The organism is Gordonibacter sp. RACS_AR49, assembly GCF_030418435.1.
Classification (GTDB): domain Bacteria; phylum Actinomycetota; class Coriobacteriia; order Coriobacteriales; family Eggerthellaceae; genus Gordonibacter; species Gordonibacter urolithinfaciens.
On the sequence record NZ_JAIUDM010000001.1, the window covers coordinates 553,851 to 576,054 of the forward strand.

At 64.3% G+C, this 22,204-nt stretch carries 19 protein-coding genes; 11 read left to right on the plus strand and 8 right to left on the minus strand.

The genetic code is table 11. The features are described from left to right. Positions 1 to 95 precede the first annotated feature (95 nt). The 3 genes from LB310_RS02375 to LB310_RS02385 all read right to left on the minus strand — a co-directional run bounded on the left by LB310_RS02375 (position 96) and on the right by LB310_RS02385 (position 2,287). Positions 96 to 539: a universal stress protein gene (locus LB310_RS02375; RefSeq protein WP_278804940.1), complete on the minus strand. Its 444-nt coding sequence runs from the start codon at positions 537 to 539 to the stop codon at positions 96 to 98. A gap of 322 nt (positions 540 to 861) precedes the next feature. Beyond that, a complete protein-coding gene (locus LB310_RS02380) occupies positions 862 to 1,332 on the minus strand; it encodes a MarR family transcriptional regulator (protein ID WP_087191746.1) in 471 nt (156 codons plus the stop codon). A gap of 241 nt (positions 1,333 to 1,573) precedes the next feature. Beyond that, positions 1,574 to 2,287 (minus strand): sulfite exporter TauE/SafE family protein, encoded by a 714-nt coding sequence (locus LB310_RS02385; RefSeq protein WP_087191745.1) that lies wholly within the window; start codon positions 2,285 to 2,287, stop codon positions 1,574 to 1,576. Positions 2,288 to 2,459: 172 nt separating this feature from the next. Here LB310_RS02385 and pxpB point away from each other — a divergent pair, with 172 nt between their 5' ends. The 7 genes from pxpB (at position 2,460) to LB310_RS02420 (ending at position 9,437) form a co-directional block, all read left to right on the plus strand. Continuing rightward, a complete protein-coding gene (pxpB, locus tag LB310_RS02390; protein WP_087191744.1) occupies positions 2,460 to 3,188 on the plus strand; it encodes a 5-oxoprolinase subunit PxpB in 729 nt (242 codons plus the stop codon). A gap of 1 nt (position 3,189) precedes the next feature. Then, complete coding sequence (locus LB310_RS02395) at positions 3,190 to 4,383, plus strand: biotin-dependent carboxyltransferase family protein (RefSeq protein WP_157004866.1); 1,194 nt, start codon at positions 3,190 to 3,192, stop codon at positions 4,381 to 4,383. 21 nt (positions 4,384 to 4,404) lie between these two features. Next, positions 4,405 to 4,872, plus strand: coding sequence for an acetyl-CoA carboxylase biotin carboxyl carrier protein (accB, locus tag LB310_RS02400; protein ID WP_087191742.1), 468 nt, complete (start codon positions 4,405 to 4,407; stop codon positions 4,870 to 4,872). Positions 4,873 to 4,887: 15 nt separating this feature from the next. Next, positions 4,888 to 6,237, plus strand: a complete 1,350-nt coding sequence (gene accC, locus LB310_RS02405; protein ID WP_278804934.1) for an acetyl-CoA carboxylase biotin carboxylase subunit — start codon at positions 4,888 to 4,890, stop codon at positions 6,235 to 6,237. 252 nt (positions 6,238 to 6,489) lie between these two features. Beyond that, positions 6,490 to 7,329, plus strand: a complete 840-nt coding sequence (locus LB310_RS02410; protein WP_278804932.1) for a putative hydro-lyase — start codon at positions 6,490 to 6,492, stop codon at positions 7,327 to 7,329. A gap of 281 nt (positions 7,330 to 7,610) precedes the next feature. After that, entirely contained in the window at positions 7,611 to 8,645 is a 1,035-nt protein-coding gene (locus LB310_RS02415; RefSeq protein ID WP_367316801.1) for a YhcG family protein, read from the plus strand. 27 nt (positions 8,646 to 8,672) lie between these two features. After that, positions 8,673 to 9,437 (plus strand): LamB/YcsF family protein, encoded by a 765-nt coding sequence (locus LB310_RS02420; RefSeq protein ID WP_278804928.1) that lies wholly within the window; start codon positions 8,673 to 8,675, stop codon positions 9,435 to 9,437. 186 nt (positions 9,438 to 9,623) lie between these two features. Here LB310_RS02420 and LB310_RS02425 read toward each other — a convergent pair whose 3' ends face one another. From LB310_RS02425 to LB310_RS02435, 3 genes are all read right to left on the minus strand, one after another. Then, positions 9,624 to 10,874, minus strand: a complete 1,251-nt coding sequence (locus LB310_RS02425; RefSeq protein WP_278804926.1) for an Nramp family divalent metal transporter — start codon at positions 10,872 to 10,874, stop codon at positions 9,624 to 9,626. Positions 10,875 to 11,139: 265 nt separating this feature from the next. After that, the gene (locus LB310_RS02430) at positions 11,140 to 13,221 is read right to left on the minus strand and encodes a hypothetical protein (RefSeq protein WP_278804924.1); all 2,082 of its coding nucleotides are present in this window, start codon (positions 13,219 to 13,221) and stop codon (positions 11,140 to 11,142) included. Further along, positions 13,214 to 15,322, minus strand: a complete 2,109-nt coding sequence (locus tag LB310_RS02435) for an RND family transporter (protein WP_278804922.1) — start codon at positions 15,320 to 15,322, stop codon at positions 13,214 to 13,216. The genes LB310_RS02430 and LB310_RS02435 overlap by 8 nt, the downstream gene beginning before the upstream one ends. A 192-nt stretch (positions 15,323 to 15,514) precedes the next feature. Here LB310_RS02435 and LB310_RS02440 point away from each other — a divergent pair, with 192 nt between their 5' ends. Next, positions 15,515 to 16,171, plus strand: coding sequence for a TetR/AcrR family transcriptional regulator (locus tag LB310_RS02440; protein WP_278804919.1), 657 nt, complete (start codon positions 15,515 to 15,517; stop codon positions 16,169 to 16,171). A 30-nt stretch (positions 16,172 to 16,201) separates the two neighbouring features. Here LB310_RS02440 and LB310_RS02445 read toward each other — a convergent pair whose 3' ends face one another. Continuing rightward, on the minus strand, positions 16,202 to 17,158 hold the full coding sequence (locus tag LB310_RS02445) for a helix-turn-helix transcriptional regulator (protein WP_278804917.1): 957 nt from the start codon (positions 17,156 to 17,158) through the stop codon (positions 16,202 to 16,204). Positions 17,159 to 17,515: 357 nt separating this feature from the next. Between LB310_RS02445 and arcA the strand changes: the two genes are divergently transcribed. From arcA to LB310_RS02460, 3 genes are all read left to right on the plus strand, one after another. After that, positions 17,516 to 18,733, plus strand: a complete 1,218-nt coding sequence (arcA, locus tag LB310_RS02450; RefSeq protein WP_301154329.1) for an arginine deiminase — start codon at positions 17,516 to 17,518, stop codon at positions 18,731 to 18,733. Between the two features lie 575 nt (positions 18,734 to 19,308). Beyond that, positions 19,309 to 19,896 carry a helix-turn-helix transcriptional regulator gene (locus LB310_RS02455; protein ID WP_278804915.1) on the plus strand — a complete coding sequence of 196 codons (588 nt, stop codon included), beginning with the start codon at positions 19,309 to 19,311 and terminating at the stop codon, positions 19,894 to 19,896. A gap of 261 nt (positions 19,897 to 20,157) precedes the next feature. Then, the gene (locus tag LB310_RS02460; protein WP_278804914.1) at positions 20,158 to 20,547 is read left to right on the plus strand and encodes a transcriptional regulator; all 390 of its coding nucleotides are present in this window, start codon (positions 20,158 to 20,160) and stop codon (positions 20,545 to 20,547) included. Between the two features lie 57 nt (positions 20,548 to 20,604). Here the strand turns inward: LB310_RS02460 and LB310_RS02465 are convergent, their stop codons facing one another. Further along, positions 20,605 to 22,095: a glutamate decarboxylase gene (locus tag LB310_RS02465; protein WP_278804912.1), complete on the minus strand. Its 1,491-nt coding sequence runs from the start codon at positions 22,093 to 22,095 to the stop codon at positions 20,605 to 20,607. Between the last annotated feature and the right edge of the window lie 109 nt (positions 22,096 to 22,204).

The window sequence follows — 22,204 nt, forward strand, 5'->3', positions numbered from 1 at the left end:
ACGCCTTTTCACCGAGCGAAACCAGCAAGTACAACTATTAAAGCAAAGATGGAAAACAAGGTGGAGAGCCGGGGCCGATCCGCATCGGATAAGGCTCAGGCCTGCTGCTTCACCACCAGCACGTCGCAGCGCAGGTTGCGGATGAGGTAGGTGGACACGCTGCCCACGAACACGTACTTGATGTTGGAGAGCCCGCGCTCGCCGCACACTACCAAATCGGGCGCGAAGGGCTCGATAAGCTGCTCGGCCAGCGTTTCAGCCACGCGCCCCGCGCGCACCTGCACGTCGACGGACGGGATGGCGGGGTTCTCGCGCACCGCGCGAAGCTCGTCGGCGAGCTCGTCCTCGATGCGCACGACGCCTTCCGCGCACAGGGCTTCATAGTCGGCCCCGTTCGCCTCGTTGGGAACCGAGTCTACCACGTGGCCGAACAGGAGCCGCGCCCCGTTGTCGGCCGCGAGCGCCGCAGCCCGCTGGGCCACCGCCTTCTGCGTGGATGCGCCGTCGAGTGCTGCGAAGATGCGTTGGTACTGCGCCATGGATGCTCCTTGCCTCGCCTTGCCCCTATTGTACCGGTTCCGATCCCCGTCCGTGAACCCCTAGCGCACGCCGTTTCGGCAACGGAATCGACAAGCGCGCGGTTGCAGTCGCAGCAGCGGAATGCGAGCAGGAGGAGATGCCGAACCAACGCATCGGCCCTGCCCGGAAGCCCAGCTGCCGTCTGGATCCCGCGGCGCGTACTGCAAGTAGGGCGCATGCGGCAGCAACAGACGATCGCGATGCACGGGACGGCATGCAGCACAGGAAGGGCCCGATGCTCCACGCACCGGGCCCTTCCACTCGAACGCGCTCGTTTCCGTGCTAGCAGCAGTGGCAGCTGTGGACCTTACGGCCCTTCTTCTTGCCGTTGATGCCCTTGTCTTTGCAAGACAGGATGAGCTTCTCGGTAAGGGCGTTCAGCTGGGCCACCTCGTCGGCGGACAGGCAGTCGAGGATATCCTCGGCCGTCTTGTCGTTGGCGGCCACGCGCTTCTCGGCCACCTTGCGGCCCTCGTCGGTCAGCTTCACGGCATAGGTGTGCTTCGCGTCGCAGTCCTCGATGGTCACGTAGCCGTTGCGCTCGGCTTTCTTCACGATGCCCTTGAGGTCGCCGCGGTCCATACCCATGGTCTTCACCAACTCGCGCTGCGTGGTGCCGTCGTTCGCCAGCAGGGCGTTCAGCAGGGCGCCCTGGCCGCGCTTGTAGCTTTTCGGGCCGTTCTTGTGGAACGCGAGGCGCGTGAGCTTGCTGGCCTTCTTCAGCTGCGCCAGGGTCTTGGTTGCTTCGGTCATGAGGGGTTCCTTCTTTCGGTTCATCGTCTCTCTCTGTGGTTGACGTTGACACTATAGTCTTGTTCCCCGCATGCGATCTATTATTCATATAATGTTCAAAGAACAATAGTTATCCGAGATGAATACGCATAGCTATATTATTCATGAATAATATAGCTAAAGATGTTTCATGTTCCAAGAAAAACGAAACCGAGCCCCCGTCCGCCCGAAAGGGCACCCGTCGGCCAGAACCGTGGCGGGCCTATGACGTCACCAGCAGCACCACGCCGATGAACAGCAGCAGCACGTACGTGAGCTTCAGGAACTTCTCGCGGCTGATCTTCTTCTGCAGCTTGTTGCCCAGCACGGTGGCCACGATGGCCAATGGGATGCACATGACGATGATCTGCACGACGTCGCCCGTGAAGTGCCCTTGCTGGAACGCGATGCACGCGTAGATGAAGTTCAGCACCGTCCAGATGAGAGAGAGCGTGATGCGGAACTCCTGCTGGTCGCGCAGCTTCTGCACGGCGTAGATAACCAGCAGCGCGCCGCCCGACACGAACATGCCTTGGATGAGGCCCGCCAGCGCCAGGATGATCCATAGCGCCCACTCCGGCAGGAACTTCTGGCGGGTGAAGATGAGGTTCTTCGCGCCGATGAACACGATCACGGCGCCGTATATCTTCAGCAGCACATGCAGCGGCATGAGCGTATCCAGCCAGATGCCCACCACCATGAACACGATCATGACGGCGATGATCTTGCCGAACTCGCGCCAGTTCACGTGCTTGATGTTCAGCACGGCCAAGAGGCCGCATGCGAAGAAGCCCATCGCGTTCAAGATAGACACCGTGGGGCTCAACCCCAAGAGCGTGGTGCCCACGGGCATGGCGAATATGTTGCCGGCAAAACCCGTGACCGCCTGCACGGTGTAGGCAAAGAAGAACGCCGCAAGAAACAGTGCTTTTTCCATATATGCTACAATCCTATCGAGATAACCGATAGATAAGTGTAGCATTGATGGGCAGAGCCATCGATGCGTACCGGTGGGCGATGCCGGTACCGGGCCCCTGCGGTCGTGCGGCGATGCGGCCGAACCCCTGCAATCGCGCAGCAGCGGTCCAACGGACGAGAAACGGAACCACATGGCGGGATTCAGCATCACCATCGCCGGCGATTCGGCGCTCAACCTGGAGTTCGCACACGCGATCTCCCCGGAGACGAGCGCGATGATCCGCCTGGCCGCGGAGAACCTCACTGCCGACCCCATCGAGGGCATCACCGAGCTCGTGCCCACGTTCTGCTCGCTCATGGTGTACTACAACCCCCTGGTGGTCACGTTCGACGAGCTGTCCGCGCACCTGCGCGGGAAGCTGCGCGACGTGGGCGAGGCCGACCTCTCCGTGCGCAAGATCGTGCAGATACCCGTGTGCTACGGCGGCGAGTACGGTCCCGACCTGGCCAACGTGGCCGCGCATGCCGGGCTCACCCCGCAGGAGGTCGTGAACATCCACACCGCGCACGATTACCTCATAGACATGCTGGGATTCCTGCCCGGGTTCGCGTACCTGGGCGGCCTCGACGAGCGCCTGCACACGCCGCGTCTCGCCACGCCGCGCACGCGCATCGAGCCCGGCAGCGTGGGCATCGGGGGCGCGCAGACGGGCATCTACCCGCTGGCCTCGCCTGGCGGCTGGCAGATCATCGGCCGCACGCCGCTGCGCCCTTACGACCCGGACCGCACCGAGCCCATTCTGTACGCGGCCGGCGAGTACCTGCGTTTCGTGCCCATCACAGCCGACGAGTACGCCGCCATAGAACAGCAGCTCGCCGCCAACACCTACGAGTACCAGATCTTCGTGGAGGACGAATAGCATGGGCCTCGTCGTCAGAAAACCCGGCGTGTACACGTCGATCCAAGACAACGGCCGCTTCGGCTACCAAGGCAGCGGCTTTTCCACGAACGGCGTTATGGACCGCCGCGCCTACGTCATTGCCAACTTGCTGGTAGAGAACGACCCGAACGCCCCTGTGCTGGAGTTCGCGCTGGCCGGCCCCCTTTTGCGCTTCACCACCAAGACGATCATCGCCATCACGGGCGCCGACTTCGGCGCCACCATCGACGGGGAGCCCGCCCCGCGCTACACGGCCCTCATGGTGAAGCGAGGCTCCATCCTGCGCTTCGGCGCCGCGAAGACGGGCTGCTACGGCTACCTGGCCATCGCGGGCGGCAGCGTGCGCATACCCGAGATCATGGGCAGCCGCTCCACGAACCTGAAGTGCGAGTTCGGCGGCTGGAAGGGGCGCACGCTCATGACGGGCGACTACCTCCCGTTCGTCACCAAGGGCGTGGACTTCCTGCCGAATTTAGGCTCGCACCGCCTCGATGCGGGCAACGATGACGCCTTCTACGGCTTCGCAAATGACGAGGTGCTCGTGCGCGTGGTGCCCGGGCCGCAGGAGGATCTGTTCACCGAAGAGGGCATCGAGGCATTCTACAGCCAAACCTACACCACCACCGCGAAGTGCGACCGCATGGGATACCGCCTGGACGGCCCGGAGATCGAGACGAGGAACGGGTCTGACATCATTTCGGACGGCATCGCGTTCGGCGCCGTGCAGGTGCCCTCGCACGGGCGGCCCATCGTCATGCTGGCCGACCGCCAGACCACCGGCGGGTACGCGAAGATCGGCACCATCGCCACCGTGGACATACCGAAGCTCGTGCAGCGCCCGCCGGGAAGCCGCGTGCGCTTCGAACCCGTGACGGTCCAGCAGGCCCAAGAGCTGCTGCGCCAGGAGGCCCGCCAGTTCGAGATGCTGGCGCTGAAGGTGCGCCGTCCCAGCGCCGACGGCATATCGCCCCGCCGCACGGCCCGCCGCCTCACGCCCATCTTGGAGCGCCAAGCAGCGAAGACGCAGGCCGACACGCTGTGGATCGACCGCGCGAACCGCGCCGAGCGGGTGGGGAGCCGCAACGCGCTGCAATACGAGAAGACCCCCGACGAGAAGGCGGGCGCCGACAACGCCCCGCAGACCGCGAGCCGCGGCAACGGCCGCACCGCCTAGAGAAGTGCAAGGAGAGCCACCATGGACACGAAAGCCATCGAAGAACTCATCGCCATCATGGACAAGGCCGAGCTCACGGCCCTGCGCGTGGACGACGGCGAGACGAAAATCGAGCTGGAGCGCAGCCACGGACCGCTGCCGTCGTCGGCCCTGCCGCTCATGGCCGACCGCGTGAGCGCGCTTCTGGCCGGCAAGACCGAGAGCCACGAGGCCGCGGCGCTCGAGGACGTGGACAAGGACTCGCTGCTGGTGCGCAGTCCCATGGTGGGCATGTTCTACCTGTCGCCCAGCCCCGACGAGGACCCGTTCGTCAAGGTGGGCCAAGAGGTGCTCTCCGGCCAGACCATGGCCATTGTGGAGGCCATGAAGATGATGAACGAGATAACGGCGCCCGCCCCCGGCGTGGTGGTGGAAGTGCTGGCCGCCAACGGGACGCAGGTGGAGTACGACCAGCCGCTGTTCCGCATCGCCACCGCCGAAGCGCGCTAGGGCGCGAGGGCTGCCATGTTCGAGAAGATCCTCATAGCGAACCGCGGCGAGATAGCCGTGCGCATCATCCGCGCATGCCGCGCCATGAACATAAAGACGGTGGCCGTGTACTCCACGGCCGACAAGCATGCGCTGCACGTGTACCTGGCCGACGAGAGCGTATGCATAGGGCCGCCCGCGGCGCGCGACTCGTACCTGAACATCGCCGCCATCCTGTCCGCCGCGAAGGGCACCGGCGCGCAGGCTATCCATCCGGGTTACGGCTTCCTGTCCGAGAACTCCACGTTCGCGAAGCTGTGCCGTGAGAACGACATCGTGTTCATAGGCCCCGCGCCCGAGGTCATCGACCGCATGGGCAACAAGAGCCAGGCCCGCAAGACCATGATGGAGGCCGGCGTGCCCGTAGTGCCCGGCACGAAGGAGCCGGTGCACGCGCCAGAGGAGGCGCTTGCGAAGGCGCGCGACGTGGGCTGGCCCATCATGATCAAAGCATCGTCGGGCGGCGGCGGCAAGGGCATGCGCGTGAGCCTGTCCGAGGGCGACTTCTGCGAGCAGTTCTCCATTGCGCAGCGCGAGAGCGTGGGCGCGTTCGGCGACAACACCATGTACCTGGAGCGCTGCGTGCTTAACCCGCGCCACGTGGAGGTACAGGTCATCGCCGACACGTACGGCACCGTGGTGGCACTGGGCGAGCGAGATTGCTCCGTGCAGCGCAACCACCAGAAGATGATCGAGGAGAGCCCCTCCCCTGCGCTGTCCGCGAAGGTGCGCACCGAGATGCTGGACGCCGCCGTGCGCGCGGCGCAGGCCGTGGGCTACACGTCGGCCGGCACGATAGAGTTCCTGCTGGACGACCAGATGAACTACTACTTCATGGAGATGAACACGCGTGTGCAGGTGGAGCATTCCGTGACCGAGATGGTCACGGGCACCGACATCGTGCAGGAGATGATACGCGTGGCGGCGGGCGATCCGCTCACGTTCACGCAGGACGACATCACGTATCGCGGCCACGCCATCGAGTGCCGCGTGAACGCCGAGCAGCCCGAGCGCGGCTTCCTGCCGTCGCCCGGTACCATCTCGCAGATGCACCTGCCCGGCGGCAACGGGGTGCGCGTGGACACGGCCGCCTTCGACGGCTACGAGATATCGCCCTACTACGATTCCATGATATCGAAGATCATTGTTCACGGCCGCGACCGTACCGAGGCCATCGCCAAGATGCGCACCGCCCTGGAGGAGATGGTGGTGGTGGGCGTGAAGACGAACCTGGACTTCCAGTACGCCATCATGGAGAACGAGACGTTCGCCGCCGGCGCGGCGGACACCAGCTTCATCGACCGCTTCATGAAGGGCGAGGTGTAGGGTACGGGGCTGCCGGGGCCCGTACGGCACCGACTTTTATATATGACTTGTCATGTCATGGACGAGATCTAGCGCTATGGCATGATGCGAAGGAGCGCAGCAGAGCGCGATCTGGGGTTATGATGTTCGGAGCGGTATTTTTGTTGCTTCAGATGCAGCAGATCTTGCCATAGCCTCCGATTTCGTCCAGCACTCCTCATCGCCTGCGCGGCGTGCGATAATGGGGGCAGTTATCGAGAAGGGAGTTCTGCCATGCTGAATGCTCCGGAACCTGCCAAGCCCGAGGGCGTTGCCGACGAGGTTTGGGCCCAGATGCTTGCCGCGTCGCCGGTGGAGGCGCGTCGGCTGATCCGCTCGGGAGACTTCACGGCGCCGACGAGCGGCCTGTGCCCCGGCTACGCGCAGGCGAACCTCATCGTGCTGCCCCGCGAGCAGGCCTACGACTTCCTGCTGTTCGCACAGCGCAACCCCAAGCCCTGCCCTTTGCTCGAGGTCACGGAGACCGGCGCGCGCGAGGCCACCATCTGCGCCACCGACTGCGACATCGCCACCGACTTCCCGCGCTATCGCATCTACGAGCACGGCCGGCTGGTGGCCGAGGTGGAGAACGTCGAGGACTACTGGCGCGACGACCTCGTGTCGTTCGTCATCGGCTGCTCGTTCTCGTTCGAGAGCGAGCTCATCGAGGCCGGCATCGAGATCCGCCACAACACCATGGGCTGCAACGTGCCCATGTACCTCACCGGCGTGCCGTGCACACCCGCCGGCAGCATGTCCGGCAACATGGTCATGTCGATGCGCCCCATCCCCGCGGACCAGGTGGTGAAGGCGGTGCAGATCTCCGGCGCCATCCCCAAGGTGCACGGCGCACCCCTCCACATCGGCGACCCTGCGGCTATCGGCGTGCGCGACCTGGCCCACCCCGAGTTCGGCGACCCTGTGGACATCCGCGTCGGCGAGGTGCCCGTGTTCTGGGCGTGCGGCGTCACGCCCCAGTCCATCGTCATGAACAGCAAGCCCCCCTTCGCCATCACGCACGCCCCGGGATGCATGCTCATCACCGACACGAAGAACATCGACCTGAAGGAATAAAGCCCCGAAACAACTGCTCTGCGAGGGAAAATCGTCGGGGCTGCATCAGCCCCGACACCAAGCAGCAAAAATACTCCGCCCTTCTTTTTGGAAGGCGAGGAATTTTTGCTCTTGCAATTAAACCTTCGATGTATTAGGTTATGCGCTACAAAGAACCAGTGCAGGCGCCGCTTCCGAACGGACGGCCCATTGATGGCAGCGCGTTCACCCCGCTGCCCGTACCACGTCTGCAAGATCCAGCAAGATCTTCTCATCCCTGGGAATTGAAGAGGAGGCTTGCCATGCCCTATGAAGAAATCGCATCCTACGAGTCCGTTTTCAACGACATCAAGCACGTGTTGGAACAGGGACGTCGGCGCGCTGTTGCGCACGTGAACCATGAGATGCTGGTTACGTACTGGAATGTCGGACGCATCATCGTGGAGCACGAGCAGGCAAACCCCGATCGTGCGGAGTACGGCGCCGCAACGCTCAAGAGACTATCTCGAGAATTGACCGAGACGTACGGCAAGGGCTTCTCACGCTCGAATTTGCAGAACATGCGCCTGCTCTATCTGGATTATCCAATTTGCCAGACACTGTCTGGCAAATTGAGCTGGTCGCATTATTGCGAGCTTTTGATCATATCGGATCCTGACAAGCGGCATTTCTACGAACGCGAATGCATCGAGGCCGGATGGTCGGTGCGCGAACTCAAACGACAGATATCGACATCGCTGTACGAACGACTGATCCCATCAGACGGCGCTTGGAGCACGCAGCGCGGGCTCGCCCCCTCCAACGACAAAACCCGCGCTCTGAAACCCGCCGACATCATCAAAGACCCATATGTATTCGAATTCTTGGGAATTCCCGACGATGCGCCCCTCCCGGAAAGCGAGCTTGAACGCGCACTCGTCACCCATCTGGAAAAATTTCTTCTCGAACTGGGCCAGGGCTTCATGTTCGTGGGCACGCAGCAGCGGATCACGCTCAACAACACTCACTACCATGTCGATATGGTCTTCTACAACAAGCTGCTCCGAGCATACGTGCTCATCGAGCTGAAAACCTCCAAGCTGATGCCGGAAGCGGTCGGGCAAATCAACATGTACTTGAACTACTATGCTTGCGAAATGAACGACGAGTTCGATAACCCTCCCATCGGCATCATCTTATGCACCGACAAAGATGCCGTCACCGCTGAATACGCGCTCGGCGGATTGCAGAACACCGTTTTCGCCTCGCGCTACGTATCTCACGTGCCCGCTAAAGAACAGCTGGTACAGCAAGTGGAAAGCGTGCTTCGCGACATGCCGGCCATTGCTTTACAATAGGGGCAACGACGCGAAAGAAGGCAGCTTATGTACCGTATCGACCTCAACAGCGACCTGGGCGAGAGCTTCGGGCGCTATACGCTCGGGCTCGACGACCAGATCATCCCCCTCGTCTCCAGCGCGAACGTGGCGTGCGGGCAGCATGCAGGCGACCCGATGGTCATGCGCGACACCGTGCGCATGGCAGCGGACGCCGGCATCGCCATCGGCGCTCACCCCGGCTACCCTGACCTGCAGGGCTTCGGCCGCCGCGACATGCACCTGTCGCCCGACGAGGCCTATTCGTACATGCTGTACCAGATAGGCGCGCTGCAGGCGTTCTGCGCCGCCGCCGGCGTCCCACTGCGGCACGTAAAGCCGCACGGCCAGCTGTACAACCACGCCGCCATCGACCCGGAGCTTGCCGCCGCGCTCGCCCAGGCGGTGCGCGACGTGGACGACCGACTGGTGCTCGTGGGCCTGGCGAACAGCGCGCTCGTGGACGAGGGACGCAAGATCGGCCTGGTCACCGCCGAGGAGTTCTTCACCGACCGCAACTATACGGATGAGGGCAAGCTGGTGAGCCGCAACGACCCCGCCGCGCTCATCCGCAACGAGGAGGAAGCCATCGAGCGGGTGAAGAACGCCATCCGCGACGGAGCCATCCTCTCCGTGAACGGCAAGCTCATCGACCTGCACGCCGACACGATCTGCGTGCACGGCGATTCCCCCACCGCGCTGGCCTTCGTGCGCCGAACCCGCGAGGCCCTGGAAGAGGACGGCATCGCCATCAAGCCCGTGGGGGCGCGCTAGGCAGCAGCCGCGCCGCTCGCTCGCGACGCACCGGGCTCGCCGCACCGCCTGCCCACGGCCCCGCCGCACCCTCCAACGCAAGATGCCCGCCGGAACGGCGGGCATCTTGCGTTTCGAGAGGAAGCATCCCCGCATAGCAGGAAAGCCGCGCCGGCTCACCTTAGCTTCCCGGCGCGCCAGTCTCCTCTATCCTCCGATGAGCGCCTGGAGCGATGCCAAGAAGCTGGACATATTGCGGTAGCACATGAACAGCGTGATCACGATGATCACCACGCCCGCGCAGTTCGCGAAGATGTGGTTGCGCCACTTGCCCAGGTCCTTGCCGTTCGCGCAGTAGATCACGAAGAACGCCATGATGGGCAGCAGGATGGCGTTGGCCGCCTGCGCCACCAGGATGAGCTCGGTCGGGCTCTTGCCCAGCGCGACTGCCATGATGCAGCCGGCCAGGAGCACGATGATCCAGATGAGCTTGAAGCGCAGGTCCTTCGTCGTCTTCTTCCAGCCCAGCACGCCGTTCACGGCGTACGCAGCGGAGAACGAAGCCGTGATGGCGCTCGAGAAACCGGCGCACAGCAGGCCCAGGCCGATCATCCACGTGGCCCATGAGCCCAGCAGCGGCTGCAGCGCCAGCGCCATGTCCTTGCCGTTGGTCACCACGGTGTCGGTGCCGTAGATGTTGGCGGCAGCGCAGATGAGGATGGCCATGGAGATGATACCGCCCAAGCCGATGCTCAAGATGGTGTCGAAGCGCGCGTCGGACACCTGCTCGGGGTCCTTGAAGCGCTCTGAGGCTCCGGAAGCGTGCAGGAACAGGTTGTACGGCACGATGGTGGTGCCGATGAGGCCCACGGCCGTGAGGATGCCCTTCGAACCTTCTTCGGGCAACGTCGGCACGAACAGGCCCGTGGCAATGGCACCCCAGTCGGGCGACGACGCGATGGCCGTGACGAAGAACACCACGCCCATGAACACGACGATGGCCGTGAGGATGACCTCGACCACCTTGTACGAGCCGATCCACATGGCGATGAACGCCAGCAAGCCCAACGCGATGACAATGGGGATCATCGGCACGTCCGGCAGCACCGCCTGGATGCCCAGGATGCCGCCCGTGATGTTGCCCGTCTCGTAGGCGATGTTGCCCACGAAGATGGCGATGATAACAATCACGATCGCAATCCACATCAGCGCCTTGTTGGGAATACGATCGCGGATGTTTTCACCCAATCCCTTGCCCGAAACGATGCCCACGCGCGACGCCATCTCCTGGAAGATGATGGTGGCCACGGTCGCGAACAGCAGCGCCCACAGCATGGTGTAGCCGTAGCTTGCGCCGGAAACCGTGCACGTGGTGACGGTGCCGGGCCCGATGAAGCCGGCCGCCACGAGCGCGCCGGGTCCGACGTTCTTGAACTTTTGAGCCAATGAGCTGCTCATGCCCTCTCCTTTCCCTTCTCGACCATAAGAGGCAGAAATGCCTGCTCCCATGATCCCCCTTGCACGTTTCGCCTTGGTTGCGAAACGCGTCAGCGAAACCTGCGACGCGGTTCGCCCCGCAGATTCGTCTACTTTAGCAGAACGAAGGACACGCGTATATGGAAGAACGGCACGGTGTCGCCGGTTGGCAGCGACACCGTGCCGAACGCAACGTGCGGGGGAAGGCTTCTTTCCGTGAGAGGCTTTCTCCTGCTTCCGCTGCCGCCTACGGCTCGGGACGGAACAAGGCCAGCAGACGGTCGATGAAGGTGGCCTTCGTGGAACCGTCTTCGGAAGCGGCCGGACCACCTTCGCCGTCAGGCTCGTCATCCACAGCCTCCACCCCCTCCACCACGTAGACGAACTGCACGTCGTCCACAGCTTCGTTCGCGGGATCGACGAAGGAGTGCGCGACGAAATCGGCGCCCAGCTTCTCGTCGATGGCCTTTTGCAGCTCGTCGAGCACCTCCTGGCCCATGCCTTTCGTCGCCACCGCCAGCTCCGCGGCGCCGTTGGCCAGCGTCCCGGCCCCGCCGGCGACCGTGCCGGCGCCCGACGCTACCTGGGCGGAACCTGACGCGGCCTCGTGCGCGCCCAAGGCGAGATCGCTCGAGCCCGCCGCCAGCGACGCGGCACCCGCCGCCGCGCTCTGCGCGCCGCGGGCGGCACCCGCGGCACCGGAGGATACCTCGGCCGCCCCTTCGGCCGCCTCGCCCGCTCCGGCCGCCAGGCTGCCGATGCCCGCAACCGCCTGGTCGACGCCGTTGCCAAGCTCGGTCGACTGGGTCGCAATGCTTTCGACGGCCCCAGTGTACGCGCGAAGGCTCTCGTCGAACTCGCCCGCTCCCGCACCCATCGCAGCCGTCCCGGACGCCACCGACGAGATGCCGCCCGCCACCTGGGCGTAGCTCGACTCCACACCCGACAGCGCGCCATACGCTCCAGACGCCTGGCTCACCGCCGCCAACGCCAAGGCGGCGCTGTTCATAGCCGCAACGGTGTCGGCCGACGGATTGTCCTTGGCAGCCTGCGCTGCCGCCGCAAAGGCGGCAGTCGCCTCATCGTACGACGCAGCCGCGGAGGCTGCGCTCGCTTTCGAGGCAGCCAACCCGGCCGCGAACTGACCGCTCCCCGCTGCAAGCGCCTGCGCACCGTCGTTGAGCGAGCCTGCGCTGCCGCGTAGCTGGTCCCAGCCGCCCAAGAGCGCACTGCTCGACGCGCTCGTCTGCGCGAGACCCTCCATCAGCGCACCCGCACCCTCCTGCAGCTTCCCGGCGCTCACCGCGAGCTTCTGCGCGCCGTCGTTCACGGACGCCGCGCCCGCAGCGGCGCGGTTCGCCCCATCGTTGAGAGAGTTCGTGCCCGCTGCCAGGTCAGCGGCACCCGCCGCCAGCGAGCCCGCCCCATTCGCGAGCGAATCGGCCCCCACGGCCACCTCGCCCATGCCGCTCGAGAGCGACTGCGCGCCCGCGTTCAGCGAGCCCAGGCCGTCTGCTAGCGCGCCGGCCCCCTCCGAGAGCTGCGACGTGGCCTCCTCCAGCTGATCGGTCTTGCCGGTGAGCTCGGAGGTGTCCTGCAATGCCAGATCGATGGCCATCGACAGCGGCAGCGCGCTGATCTGCCAGCCCGCGTACTCGAACCCGCGCGCCTGTCCCGTGATCTCGAACATGGCGCTCTCACCCGGCAGTACCAGGCACGTGACCAGGGCGTTGCTGCCGGCGTGCGCCACGGTCGCATCGCCCGCGTCCTCGATGCCGAACGACTCCTCGGAGAACGTGCCCTGCGCCTGCAAAAGGCAGCTCTGGGCGAAATCGGAAACGCCGTTGGCGGACGCGTCGGTGCGCGCCTTCACGTCCAGCACCACGCGCACCTTCCCCGTCGCCCCGGCCAACTCGTCCGGGCCGACCTCCCTGCCGTCCAGGTAGTACGACAGCGCGATGTCCCACGGCAGCACGGTCGCAGCGTCCAGATCGCCCTGGTAGTAGAACGGCTCGCCGGAAAGCGTCTTCACCTGCACCGCGCCGTCGCGCTGCACCAGCTCGTCTTCGGTTGTGAGGTTCTTCACGCGCGTGTAGCGGCCCGGATCGTCCACCGTGACCGCCGTGGCCGTGTCGAACACGTTCACCACGTACACGCCCTGCGTCGCGCCGTCCGCGCCCGCCTTCACGTACACGACCTCGTCCTTCTCCGCAGATAAAGCGCCGGCCGAGCCGTCCGCCGCCCAGGCGGCGCCCGGCATCGCCAGCGTGCCCGCCAAACCCATCGCCACCGCCGCGCGCACGACGCGCGCCCCGTCTTGCTTATGCATGAGCAACTCCTTCTTCCTCGATCGTATCGGGCTCGCCCTCGCGAAAGCGCAGCCCCATCGACGTGTGCCGAATGACCCAGTCGAACGTTTTGAACAGCCACGGCAGGAACACGAACATCATGAGCATGGACACGAACGCCCCGCGCGCAATGAGCGCGCCCAGCTCCGAGATCACGCCGTTCGACGCGATCTGCCACACCGCCAGCCCGGCGCAGATAAGGATCGAAGCCGATGTGAGGATGGTGATGGCCGAGTGCTTCACCGCCGAGCGCGCCGCCTCGCGCGGCGGGTATTGGCCGCGCCGTTCGAAGTACTCGCGCGTGTAGATGATGGCGTAGTCCACCGCCGCGCCCAGCTGCACGGCATCGATCACCAGGTAGCCGATATAGTTCAGGCTCTCGCCCAGGAAATACGGCACGGCCAGGTTGATCCAGATGGCCACCTCGATGGCCATGAGCACCACGAACGGGATGGACAGGCTGCGGAACATCAGCGCCAGCACCAGCCCGATGGACAGCATGGAGAACAGCTTCACGCGCCCCGAGTCCTCCTGCACCGTGTCGCGCAGGTCGTACACCGACACCTCGGCGCCCGCCAGCCGGCCCTCGTCGCCATAGTGATCGGACACCGTCGCGCGCACCTGCTTCACCAGGGAGAACGCCGTCTCGCCCTCGCCCTCCACATCGAGCGTCACCACGAGGCGCGACCAGCCGCCCGCGATCACCTGCTGCACCGTGGATTCGGGCGCCACCTCCACCGGCAGCGCCTGCCCGGCCTTCGTCACGTACGACGTCACGCCCGTCACGTGATCGAGCGACTCCAAGTCGTCCGCGAGCGCCTTCTCGCGCGCCGGGTCTCCCTCCGGCACCATGACCACCCATGTGGACGACGCCCCGAACGCATCACTGATATGCTCCTTCTCCAGCGCCGTCTGGCTGCCCGGAGGCGCGAAATCCGACGCGCCGTACTTGAAGTCCGTGCGGCTCTCGGCCAGAAACGCCGGCACCGCCACCAAGATCACCAATACGGCCAGCGGCACCATGGCGCGCTGGCAGACGCGCGCGAATCCGTCGAACGACGGCATGAGGTAACGATGCTCGAAACGGTCGAGCGCGCGCAGCCACAAAAGTATCAGGCAGGGCATGAGGAACATGACCGTGAGGAAGCTGAACACGATGCCCTTCGCCAGCACGATGCCCATGTTCACGCCGATGCCGAAGCGCATGACCGTGAGCGACAGGAAACCGAAGAACGTCACGGCCGCGCTGGACAGCACCACCGAGAAGCCGCGCTTCATGGCGTGCGCCATGGCCTCGTAGGGGTCGGGGAACTCGCGCTGGCAACGCCGGAACGTGTGCAGTAGCACGATGGCGTAGTCCATGGACACGGCCAGCTGCAGGATGGCCCCGCAGATCTGGCTGATGAACGATATCTCGCCCATCACCAGGTTCGTACCCATGTTCATGACGATAGCCACGCCGATGACCATGAGGAAGATGACCGGCTCGAACCACGAATGCGAGGTGAGGCCCAGGATCACGATGACGATGAGCACGGCCACGAGCATGATGAAGACGATCTCGGTGGCCGTGGAGCTCTGCGCGCTCGCCGTGTTCACGGCGTCGCCCGCGAGCGACACCTGCGATGCGCCCGTGCCCTCCGCCGTCGCGCGCGCCTCGTCAAGCGCCGCCACGGCCTTGCCGGGGTCCACCACCAGCTGGAACACGTAGCCGTCGTCCGTCGTCCACGTGGACACCGTGCCCTCGTCCTGCACGGCAAGCGGCTTCTTCGTGTCCGCGACCGTTCCCAGCCACATGACCTCATCGATCCCGTCGATGCCCGCCAGGTCGCCCGCCAGCTGCCCGGCCTTCGCCTGGTCGACGCCCTCGGCGAACAGGCGCGCGTTGGGGATGCCGCCGTCGAAGGCCGCCTCCATCTCGTCGAGCGCCTGCACGGACGGCGCGTCGGCCGGCAGGTAGTCGGTCATACTGTAGTTCACCTTCACCGACGGGATGCACAGCAAGCACGCCACCGCCGCCAGCGCGAACACGATCGCCACCATCTTGCGATGCCTTAGGAACGCCTCGCAGAACCTGATCACCTCGCTCCGCCCTCCTCTCAAACCGATCGAGTGCTTCACCTGAAACACTCGATTGCCACTTGTATGGTTATACGTCACATGTTGAATATTTATGGAGTATGCGCTATGCTCCCCTCGAGGGCAATGCGCAATCAGGACCCTCGACGTCGACTAACCGACGAAACGCAACCCCGCTGTCGAAGAAGGTATGCCGTGCAGGAAGACATCCTGACGCCCGGCTGGCGTCGCAACGTGAAAATGGACCGCCGCTCGCGCCGCACGCGCAACGTGCTCACGGCCGCGCTCATGGCGCTGCTGAAGGAGAAGCCGCTCAAAAGCGTCACCGTCACCGAGCTCACGGAGCGGGCGGACGTGAACCGCGCAACGTTCTACGTGCACTTCAAAGATGTGTTCGACATGTTCGACCAGGTGAAGCTTGAGTTCTGCGACATATGCCGCGACTTGGTGGACGCCCACGCCCACGAGCTGGCGCGCAACGAGAACCGCCCGTTCCTCGAGGACATCTTCCGCTACTTCGCCGCGAACGAGGACGCCTTCGCCACCATCTTCGGCGAGAACGCCGACGGCGCGTTCTTCAGCGAGGTCGTCGACGTGGTGCGCGACCGCTGCCTGGCGGCCGTATCCCCGCTCGACAAGGTCGAGCGGGGCGCGCGCACGAACCTCGCCCTGGGCGAGGCGCTGTGCAACTACCAGTTCGACTTCTTGGTCAGCGGTATCGTGAGCATGCTAAGGAGGTGGCTGGCGGAGGGCCGCCGCGAACCCGTGGAGCTCATGGTGGACGTGGCCGACAGCTACATGAGCGTGCTCGACGTCTCCGTCCTGGAGCACGCCCTCAAACTGGCAGAGTGAGGCAGGCGTCCCCTTGTCTCGCCGCCCCCCCTACGACGTCTTCCAGAAGTCCTGCACGAGGGCCTGGCGGTTCGGCTGGCCCGTTTTCTGCAGGATGTTGTGCACGTGCACCTTCACGGTGCTCAGCGCCAGGTGCATGGCGGAAGCGATGTTCTGGTTGTCCTTGCCCACCAGCACGTAGCGCAGCACCTCGCACTCGCGCTCGGACAGGCGGTAGCGCTTGCCGTACAGAAGCAGGTTGTCGTCGATGAGCTCCTCCTGCCGGCCGCCCTCATGCATGGGAGGCCGCTCGAAGCGCAGCGACAGCACGCGGAAGGCATCGCGGCAGGCGAAGAACGCACAGCACAGCATGAGCGCGTTCTCGGCGAAGTTGCGCTCGGGAGCGTAGGCGCGCGGCCCGAGCAGAACGGGGTCGGGCAGCAGGAACACGCAGGCGTCCTCCGCAACGATCAGCAGGCCCAACGCCCACAGCAGCACGTAGAGCCAACGATGGCGGCGCAGGCGGTTGCGCCCGGACTCGTCCTTCGTCACGAGGAAGCGGAACCCGGCGAACAGCAGCATCCAGAACAGGTACAGCTCGCGCGGAAAGTAGAACAGAAAGCTGCGCAAATCGCCCTCGGGCAGCAGCGCCAGCACGGCCACGCTCGCCGCCACGAACACCACGGCCGGCGCCACCTTGAGCACACGGCGCTCCTCGCCCAGGTAATCGCACACCAGAAGCCAGAACGACGTGAGGAACCCGCCGCCCGTCACCACGAGCACCAGCGACATGACCACCGCATACGCCGCGCCCAGCCCTGCATCGGCCCCGGTGAAGAAGTCGTCCTGGAACACCCACGCCACGTCGAAGAAGTAGAACAGGAAGCCGGCGAAGGCGTATCGCATGGCGCGCTTTCGCGATACCAGGTATGCGGAAAGGCATGCAGCCGACGCCATGATGGAACCCAACAGCACGAAGAGCGTGTAGTGGAAGAGCACGAATCCCACGAAGGAGCACCTCTTTCCTCGCTTGCGCACAGCTGCCTGCAACATGACCTATGATACACGAATCGGCATCGTTTCGGAAAAGTCTGCGGCATCCGAACCGGACGAGCGCGAGCGCGGTGTATGGTTGCAGGATGCGCGCTGCTCCCACCTGCGGTTTATTTGAGGTTTAGCGACTTTCCCGGCCGAGTACACCCCGCTCGATGCGCCGGTAAACCCGCTTTACATCTTTCCTTCACGCAGCGGAGGGCGCATGGTGAGACCAACGCGTCACGGCATCGCGCCGCGGACGCACTTGGCGAAGAAAGGCCGGCGCGCTTAAAGGAACGCGCAGGCCGACAAACCGAAGGAGGGTTGCACATGTCAGGAGTGAACGTCAAGAGCGAGATCAAGCCCTTGAAGAAAGTCCTGCTGCACCGCCCGGGCAAAGAGCTTCTGAACCTGACGCCGAACACGCTCGAAGAGCTGCTGTTCGACGACATCCCGTTCTTGAAGGTCGCCCAGGAGGAGCATGACGCGTTTGCGCAGGCTCTGCGCGACAACGGCGTCGAAGTGTTTTACCTGGAAGACCTCATGGCCGAGGTTCTCGAGGCCAACCCCGAGCTGCGCGAGCAGTTCCTCAAGCAGTGGATCGAAGAGGCCGGCATCCGCACGGATCGCTACCAGAAGATCATCTTCGACTACCTGCAGGAGAACTACCCCGACGCCAAGGACCTCGTGCTGAAGACGATGGAGGGCATCAACCTCACCGAGCTCCACACCGACAAGTCCAACTCGCTGGTAGACCTGGTGTCCGAGGCCTCCAAGATGGTCGTCAAGCCGATGCCGAACCTGTACTTCACCCGCGACCCGTTCGCGATGATCGGCAACGGCGTGTCCATCAACCGCATGTACTCCGAGACCCGCAACCGCGAGACCATCTACGGCGAGTACATCTTCAAGTACCACCCGATGCTCAAGGGCACCCCCGAGTACTACAGCCGCTACAACACGTTCCACATCGAGGGCGGCGACATCCTCAACATCAACGACAAGGTGCTGGCCATCGGCATCTCCCAGCGCACCGAGCCCGATGCCATCGACGCCATCGCGAAGAACATCTTCAACGATCCGACGAGCCCCATCGAGACCATCCTTGCCTTCAACATCCCGAACTCCCGCGCGTTCATGCACCTGGACACCGTGTTCACGCAGATCGACACGGACAAGTTCACCATCCACCCCGGCATCATGGGCCCGCTGACGGTGTTCGAGATCACCGCCGAAGGCGACGGCATCAAGGTCAAGGAAGTGAACGGCACCCTGGAGAGCATCCTGGAGACCTACGTCGGCCATCCCGTGGAACTCATCCCCTGCGGCGGCGGCGACCGCATCGCGGCCGAGCGCGAGCAGTGGAACGACGGCAGCAACACGCTGTGCATCGCCCCCGGCAAGATCGTGGTGTACGAGCGCAACGACGTCACGAACAAGGTGCTGCGCGACAAGGGCCTCGACCTCATCATCGTACCCTCCGCCGAGCTGTCCCGCGGCCGTGGCGGCCCGCGCTGCATGAGCATGCCCATCGAGCGCGAGGACTAACCACTCTCGCTTTCCCCCGGTGTGCCGCGTGGGCGGCGCACCGGCTCCTCCACCCCCCTCGGGCGCGCGCACGCAGCTTGGCTCCGAGCGCGCGCCCTCCTTCCCCCCTGTTGCCGCAATGCTGAACCCGGTCCCACTGGCGAACGAGAACCGGGTTCAGCATTGCGGCAATCTCCTCCTACGCCCCTTTCCCCTCGAGGCACCCCTCTCTTCGGTACCGGTCATCGCCATCCGGCACCGAAGAGAGGGGTGCCTCGGCGTAGAGGAGAGAAGCGGAAACGGACGCAAAGGCGCGCCCGAATTCTTACGCCAGCCGTGCATGCCCTGCGCCTACCGAACCGCACCCGGTACCTCCCCCCCCCGAGCTTCCGTGAAGCGATGTCGACGGCGCATCCCCTTCTCGCTTCCCGATGCTTCACGCGAATCATTCGTTCGCTGTTATCGATTATGCCTGATCGCACGTTTTGTAAAGCACATTTGACGCGGAAAAGCGCCGCGGGGGCAAGGCGTGTCAAGGCCCTTTGATGGTAAGCTTTAGCGCAACATGGCAACCTACGATCAGCGAAGGGAAACGCATGGAGATCGGCAGTCAGATCAGGCGTCATCGGACGGAACACGGGCTCTCGCAGGACGACCTCGCCACGAAGATCTACGTATCGCGGCAGACCATCTCGAGCTGGGAGAACGACAAGACCTACCCCGACGTAGAAAGCCTGCTGCTCCTGAGCGTCCTCTTCGACGTAACGGTCGACGAGCTGATCAAAGGAGATATGGAAGCCATGAAGGAAGCAATCGAGAACGACTACCGGAAGATGATCTACCTGGCGTGGGGAGGGACCGCAGTCGTGATCGTCGGATGCGCGCTCTTCATCGGAGGGTTCACCTACTGGGATTGGGGGCTCGTGCCGTCCGCCATCATCGGGCTGCTGGTGTGGGGTATCGGCTTGGGCATGCTCACGGTAGTCGAGCATCTGAAGAAGCAGCACGACGTGGTGACGTACCGCGAGCTCGTGGCGTTCTCGAAGGGCGAGCCCATCGACCGCGAGAATCCCACGAGCCATCGCGCACGGCGCCACCCCGTGCTCAAGGCCGTGATCGGCACCTTGGCAGCTGCCGCAGTCGGCGCCGTGCTGGGCTACCTCGGCTACCAGTTCTTCGGTTAGCGCTCGCCCCGCTCCCGCCATATTTCCAGTTCAACAAGCCTGTCAAATACTTTTGGCGCGCTTGAAGCGCTCGCGGGGCCCCGTGCAAAAGCCTTTTGGTGGTACGATGAGCCGCGTCATGGCAACCTTTGATTCGCGACCCGCCAGACGGTTTCGAACTGGGAGACCGACCGCACCTACCCCGATGTGGAAAGCCTGCTGCTCCTCAGCGTCCTCTTCGACACGACCGTGGACGAGTTGATCAAAGGAGACGTGGAAGCCATGAAGGACCTCGTTGTGGACGACGCGAAGAAGATGGGGCTGCTCGCGATCGCGGGAATCGCCTGCGCCTCTCTGGCGGCGGTGGCCGTGGTGGGCGGCATCTCGTATTGGGAGTGGGGGCTGGTTCCGAGCGTCATCATAGGGCTCATGCTGCTGGCCGCCTACTTCGTCACGGTGATCATGCACGGAGCTATCCAGAAGAAGCACGACCTGGTCACCTACCGCGAGATCGTCGCCTTCTCGAAGGGCGAGCCCGTCGACCGCGACAACCCCAAAAGCCGGCAAGCCCGCCAACACCGCGTGCTCAAGGTGGCCGTCACCGCGCTTTCCGCCGCCATCGTCGGCTTCGTAGTCGGCTACCTGATGTACAGAACGGGGATGGTGGGCTGACGCGCAAAAGCGCCCCGGCCTGTGCGGTCGGGGCGCTCGCGCTTCGCTGAAAGACGGTTACTTCTGCGTAGTCTTGGCCTTCGTCTGCACCTTGTCGCCGTTGTCCACTGCGGCGCGGCCGCCGTGGTTGAAGCCGGTGCGGATGACGCCCTGGGTGTTGCCGGTGACGAACTTGGCCTGCTTGAGCGTCTCGATCTCCTTCTTCATGTCCTCCACGAGGCGGATGCACAGCTGCATGGAGAAGTCGGCGCGCGCCACGACGCGCTGGACGGTGGTGTCCTGCATGTCGGCGGGCATCGGGTACGCCGGCACCAGCCAGCCGCTCATGCGCAGGCGGTCGGACAGGTCGTACAGCGACCACTCCACGTCGGCGTCGTCCTTCAGGCCCCAGCACACGATGGGGATGTGCGACGCGTCCTCGTAGATCTCGAAGATGCCCATTTCCTTGAGCTCGGCGGCCAGGTAGCGGGCCACGTCGAGCGTGCGCTCCTGGATCTCGCGGAAGCCCTCGAAGCCGTTGCGCATCAGGACGTAGTACTGGCCCACGATCTGCGACGCGCTGCGCGAGAAGTTGATGGCCATCGTGGCCTCCTCGCCGCCCAGGTAGCTCACCCAGAAGATCAGGTCCTCGGGCAGCGCTTCCTTGCTGCGCCACACCACCCAGCCGATGCCGGGGTACACGAGGCCGTACTTGTGGCCGGAGCAGTTGATGGACCAGACGTTCTTCAACTGGAAGTCCCACACCAGGTCGGGCTCCACGAACGGGGCGAACATGCCGCCCGACGCGCCGTCCACGTGGATGCGGATCGGCAGCTTCGGATGCTCCTGGTTGTACGCCTCCACCAGCTCGTCGAGCTTCTGCACGTCGTCGAACTTGCCAGTGTACGTGATGCCGAGGATGGCCGCGATGCCGATGGTGTGGTCGTCCACGTAGTCCATGACCGTGTCCATGTTCAGGGACAGATGGTCCTTCTCAAGCGGCACGAGGCGCATCTCGATGTCCCAGTAGCGGCAGAACTTCTCCCAGCACACCTGGTAGCCGGAGGAAATCACCAGGTTCGGGCGCTGCGAGGTGTATATGTCGATGCCCGCGTCCTTCGCCAGCTTCTTCCAGCGGAACAGCATGCCGAGGCCGCCGAGCATGCAGGCCTCGGACGAGCCGACGGTAGACGTGCCCATGGGCTCCTCGTCGGGGTTCGCGTGCCACAGATTGCCGATCATGGCGACGCAGCGGTTCTCGAGGTCGGCCGTCATCGGGTACTCGTCCTTGTCGATGGCGTTCTTCTCCATCGTCTCGGCCATGATCTTCGTGGCCATGGGCTCCATGTACGTCTGGCAGAACGTGGTGAGGTTCTGCGTGGCGTTGCCCTCGATGGACAGGTACTCCTTGATCATCTCGTAGGCGATGCGCGGCTCGACCGGCTGATCGTTCATCTCCGTGCGCGGCATGGCCACGTCGGACGCCTCGGAGCCGAAGATGGGCGTGGAGTACTTGGTGCCCTCGTCCATCGTGTCGAGGATCTTGCTGGTTGACGTTTGTTCCTTCATGAAAACCTCCTGGTAAGTAGGGTTGGAACCAGAATCAGAGGGCGAACGGGTGCCCCGCCTGCACCGCGCCCGGCGGCGCAGGCGGGGCGTGCCGGCGCGGATTGCCGCG

Excerpts from the sequence above, each read along its gene's own strand:
- LB310_RS02375 (WP_278804940.1), bottom strand. The coding sequence starts at position 539 with ATGGCGCAGTACCAACGCATCTTCGCAGCACTCGACGGCGCATCCACG.
- LB310_RS02380 (WP_087191746.1), bottom strand. The coding sequence starts at position 1,332 with ATGACCGAAGCAACCAAGACCCTGGCGCAGCTGAAGAAGGCCAGCAAG.
- LB310_RS02385 (WP_087191745.1), bottom strand. The coding sequence starts at position 2,287 with ATGGAAAAAGCACTGTTTCTTGCGGCGTTCTTCTTTGCCTACACCGTG.
- pxpB (WP_087191744.1), top strand. The coding sequence starts at position 2,460 with ATGGCGGGATTCAGCATCACCATCGCCGGCGATTCGGCGCTCAACCTG.
- LB310_RS02395 (WP_157004866.1), top strand. The coding sequence starts at position 3,190 with ATGGGCCTCGTCGTCAGAAAACCCGGCGTGTACACGTCGATCCAAGAC.
- accB (WP_087191742.1), top strand. The coding sequence starts at position 4,405 with ATGGACACGAAAGCCATCGAAGAACTCATCGCCATCATGGACAAGGCC.
- accC (WP_278804934.1), top strand. The coding sequence starts at position 4,888 with ATGTTCGAGAAGATCCTCATAGCGAACCGCGGCGAGATAGCCGTGCGC.
- LB310_RS02410 (WP_278804932.1), top strand. The coding sequence starts at position 6,490 with ATGCTGAATGCTCCGGAACCTGCCAAGCCCGAGGGCGTTGCCGACGAG.
- LB310_RS02415 (WP_367316801.1), top strand. The coding sequence starts at position 7,611 with ATGCCCTATGAAGAAATCGCATCCTACGAGTCCGTTTTCAACGACATC.
- LB310_RS02420 (WP_278804928.1), top strand. The coding sequence starts at position 8,673 with ATGTACCGTATCGACCTCAACAGCGACCTGGGCGAGAGCTTCGGGCGC.
- LB310_RS02425 (WP_278804926.1), bottom strand. The coding sequence starts at position 10,874 with ATGAGCAGCTCATTGGCTCAAAAGTTCAAGAACGTCGGACCCGGCGCG.
- LB310_RS02430 (WP_278804924.1), bottom strand. The coding sequence starts at position 13,221 with ATGCATAAGCAAGACGGGGCGCGCGTCGTGCGCGCGGCGGTGGCGATG.
- arcA (WP_301154329.1), top strand. The coding sequence starts at position 17,516 with ATGTCAGGAGTGAACGTCAAGAGCGAGATCAAGCCCTTGAAGAAAGTC.
- LB310_RS02455 (WP_278804915.1), top strand. The coding sequence starts at position 19,309 with ATGGAGATCGGCAGTCAGATCAGGCGTCATCGGACGGAACACGGGCTC.
- LB310_RS02460 (WP_278804914.1), top strand. The coding sequence starts at position 20,158 with ATGAAGGACCTCGTTGTGGACGACGCGAAGAAGATGGGGCTGCTCGCG.
- LB310_RS02465 (WP_278804912.1), bottom strand. The coding sequence starts at position 22,095 with ATGAAGGAACAAACGTCAACCAGCAAGATCCTCGACACGATGGACGAG.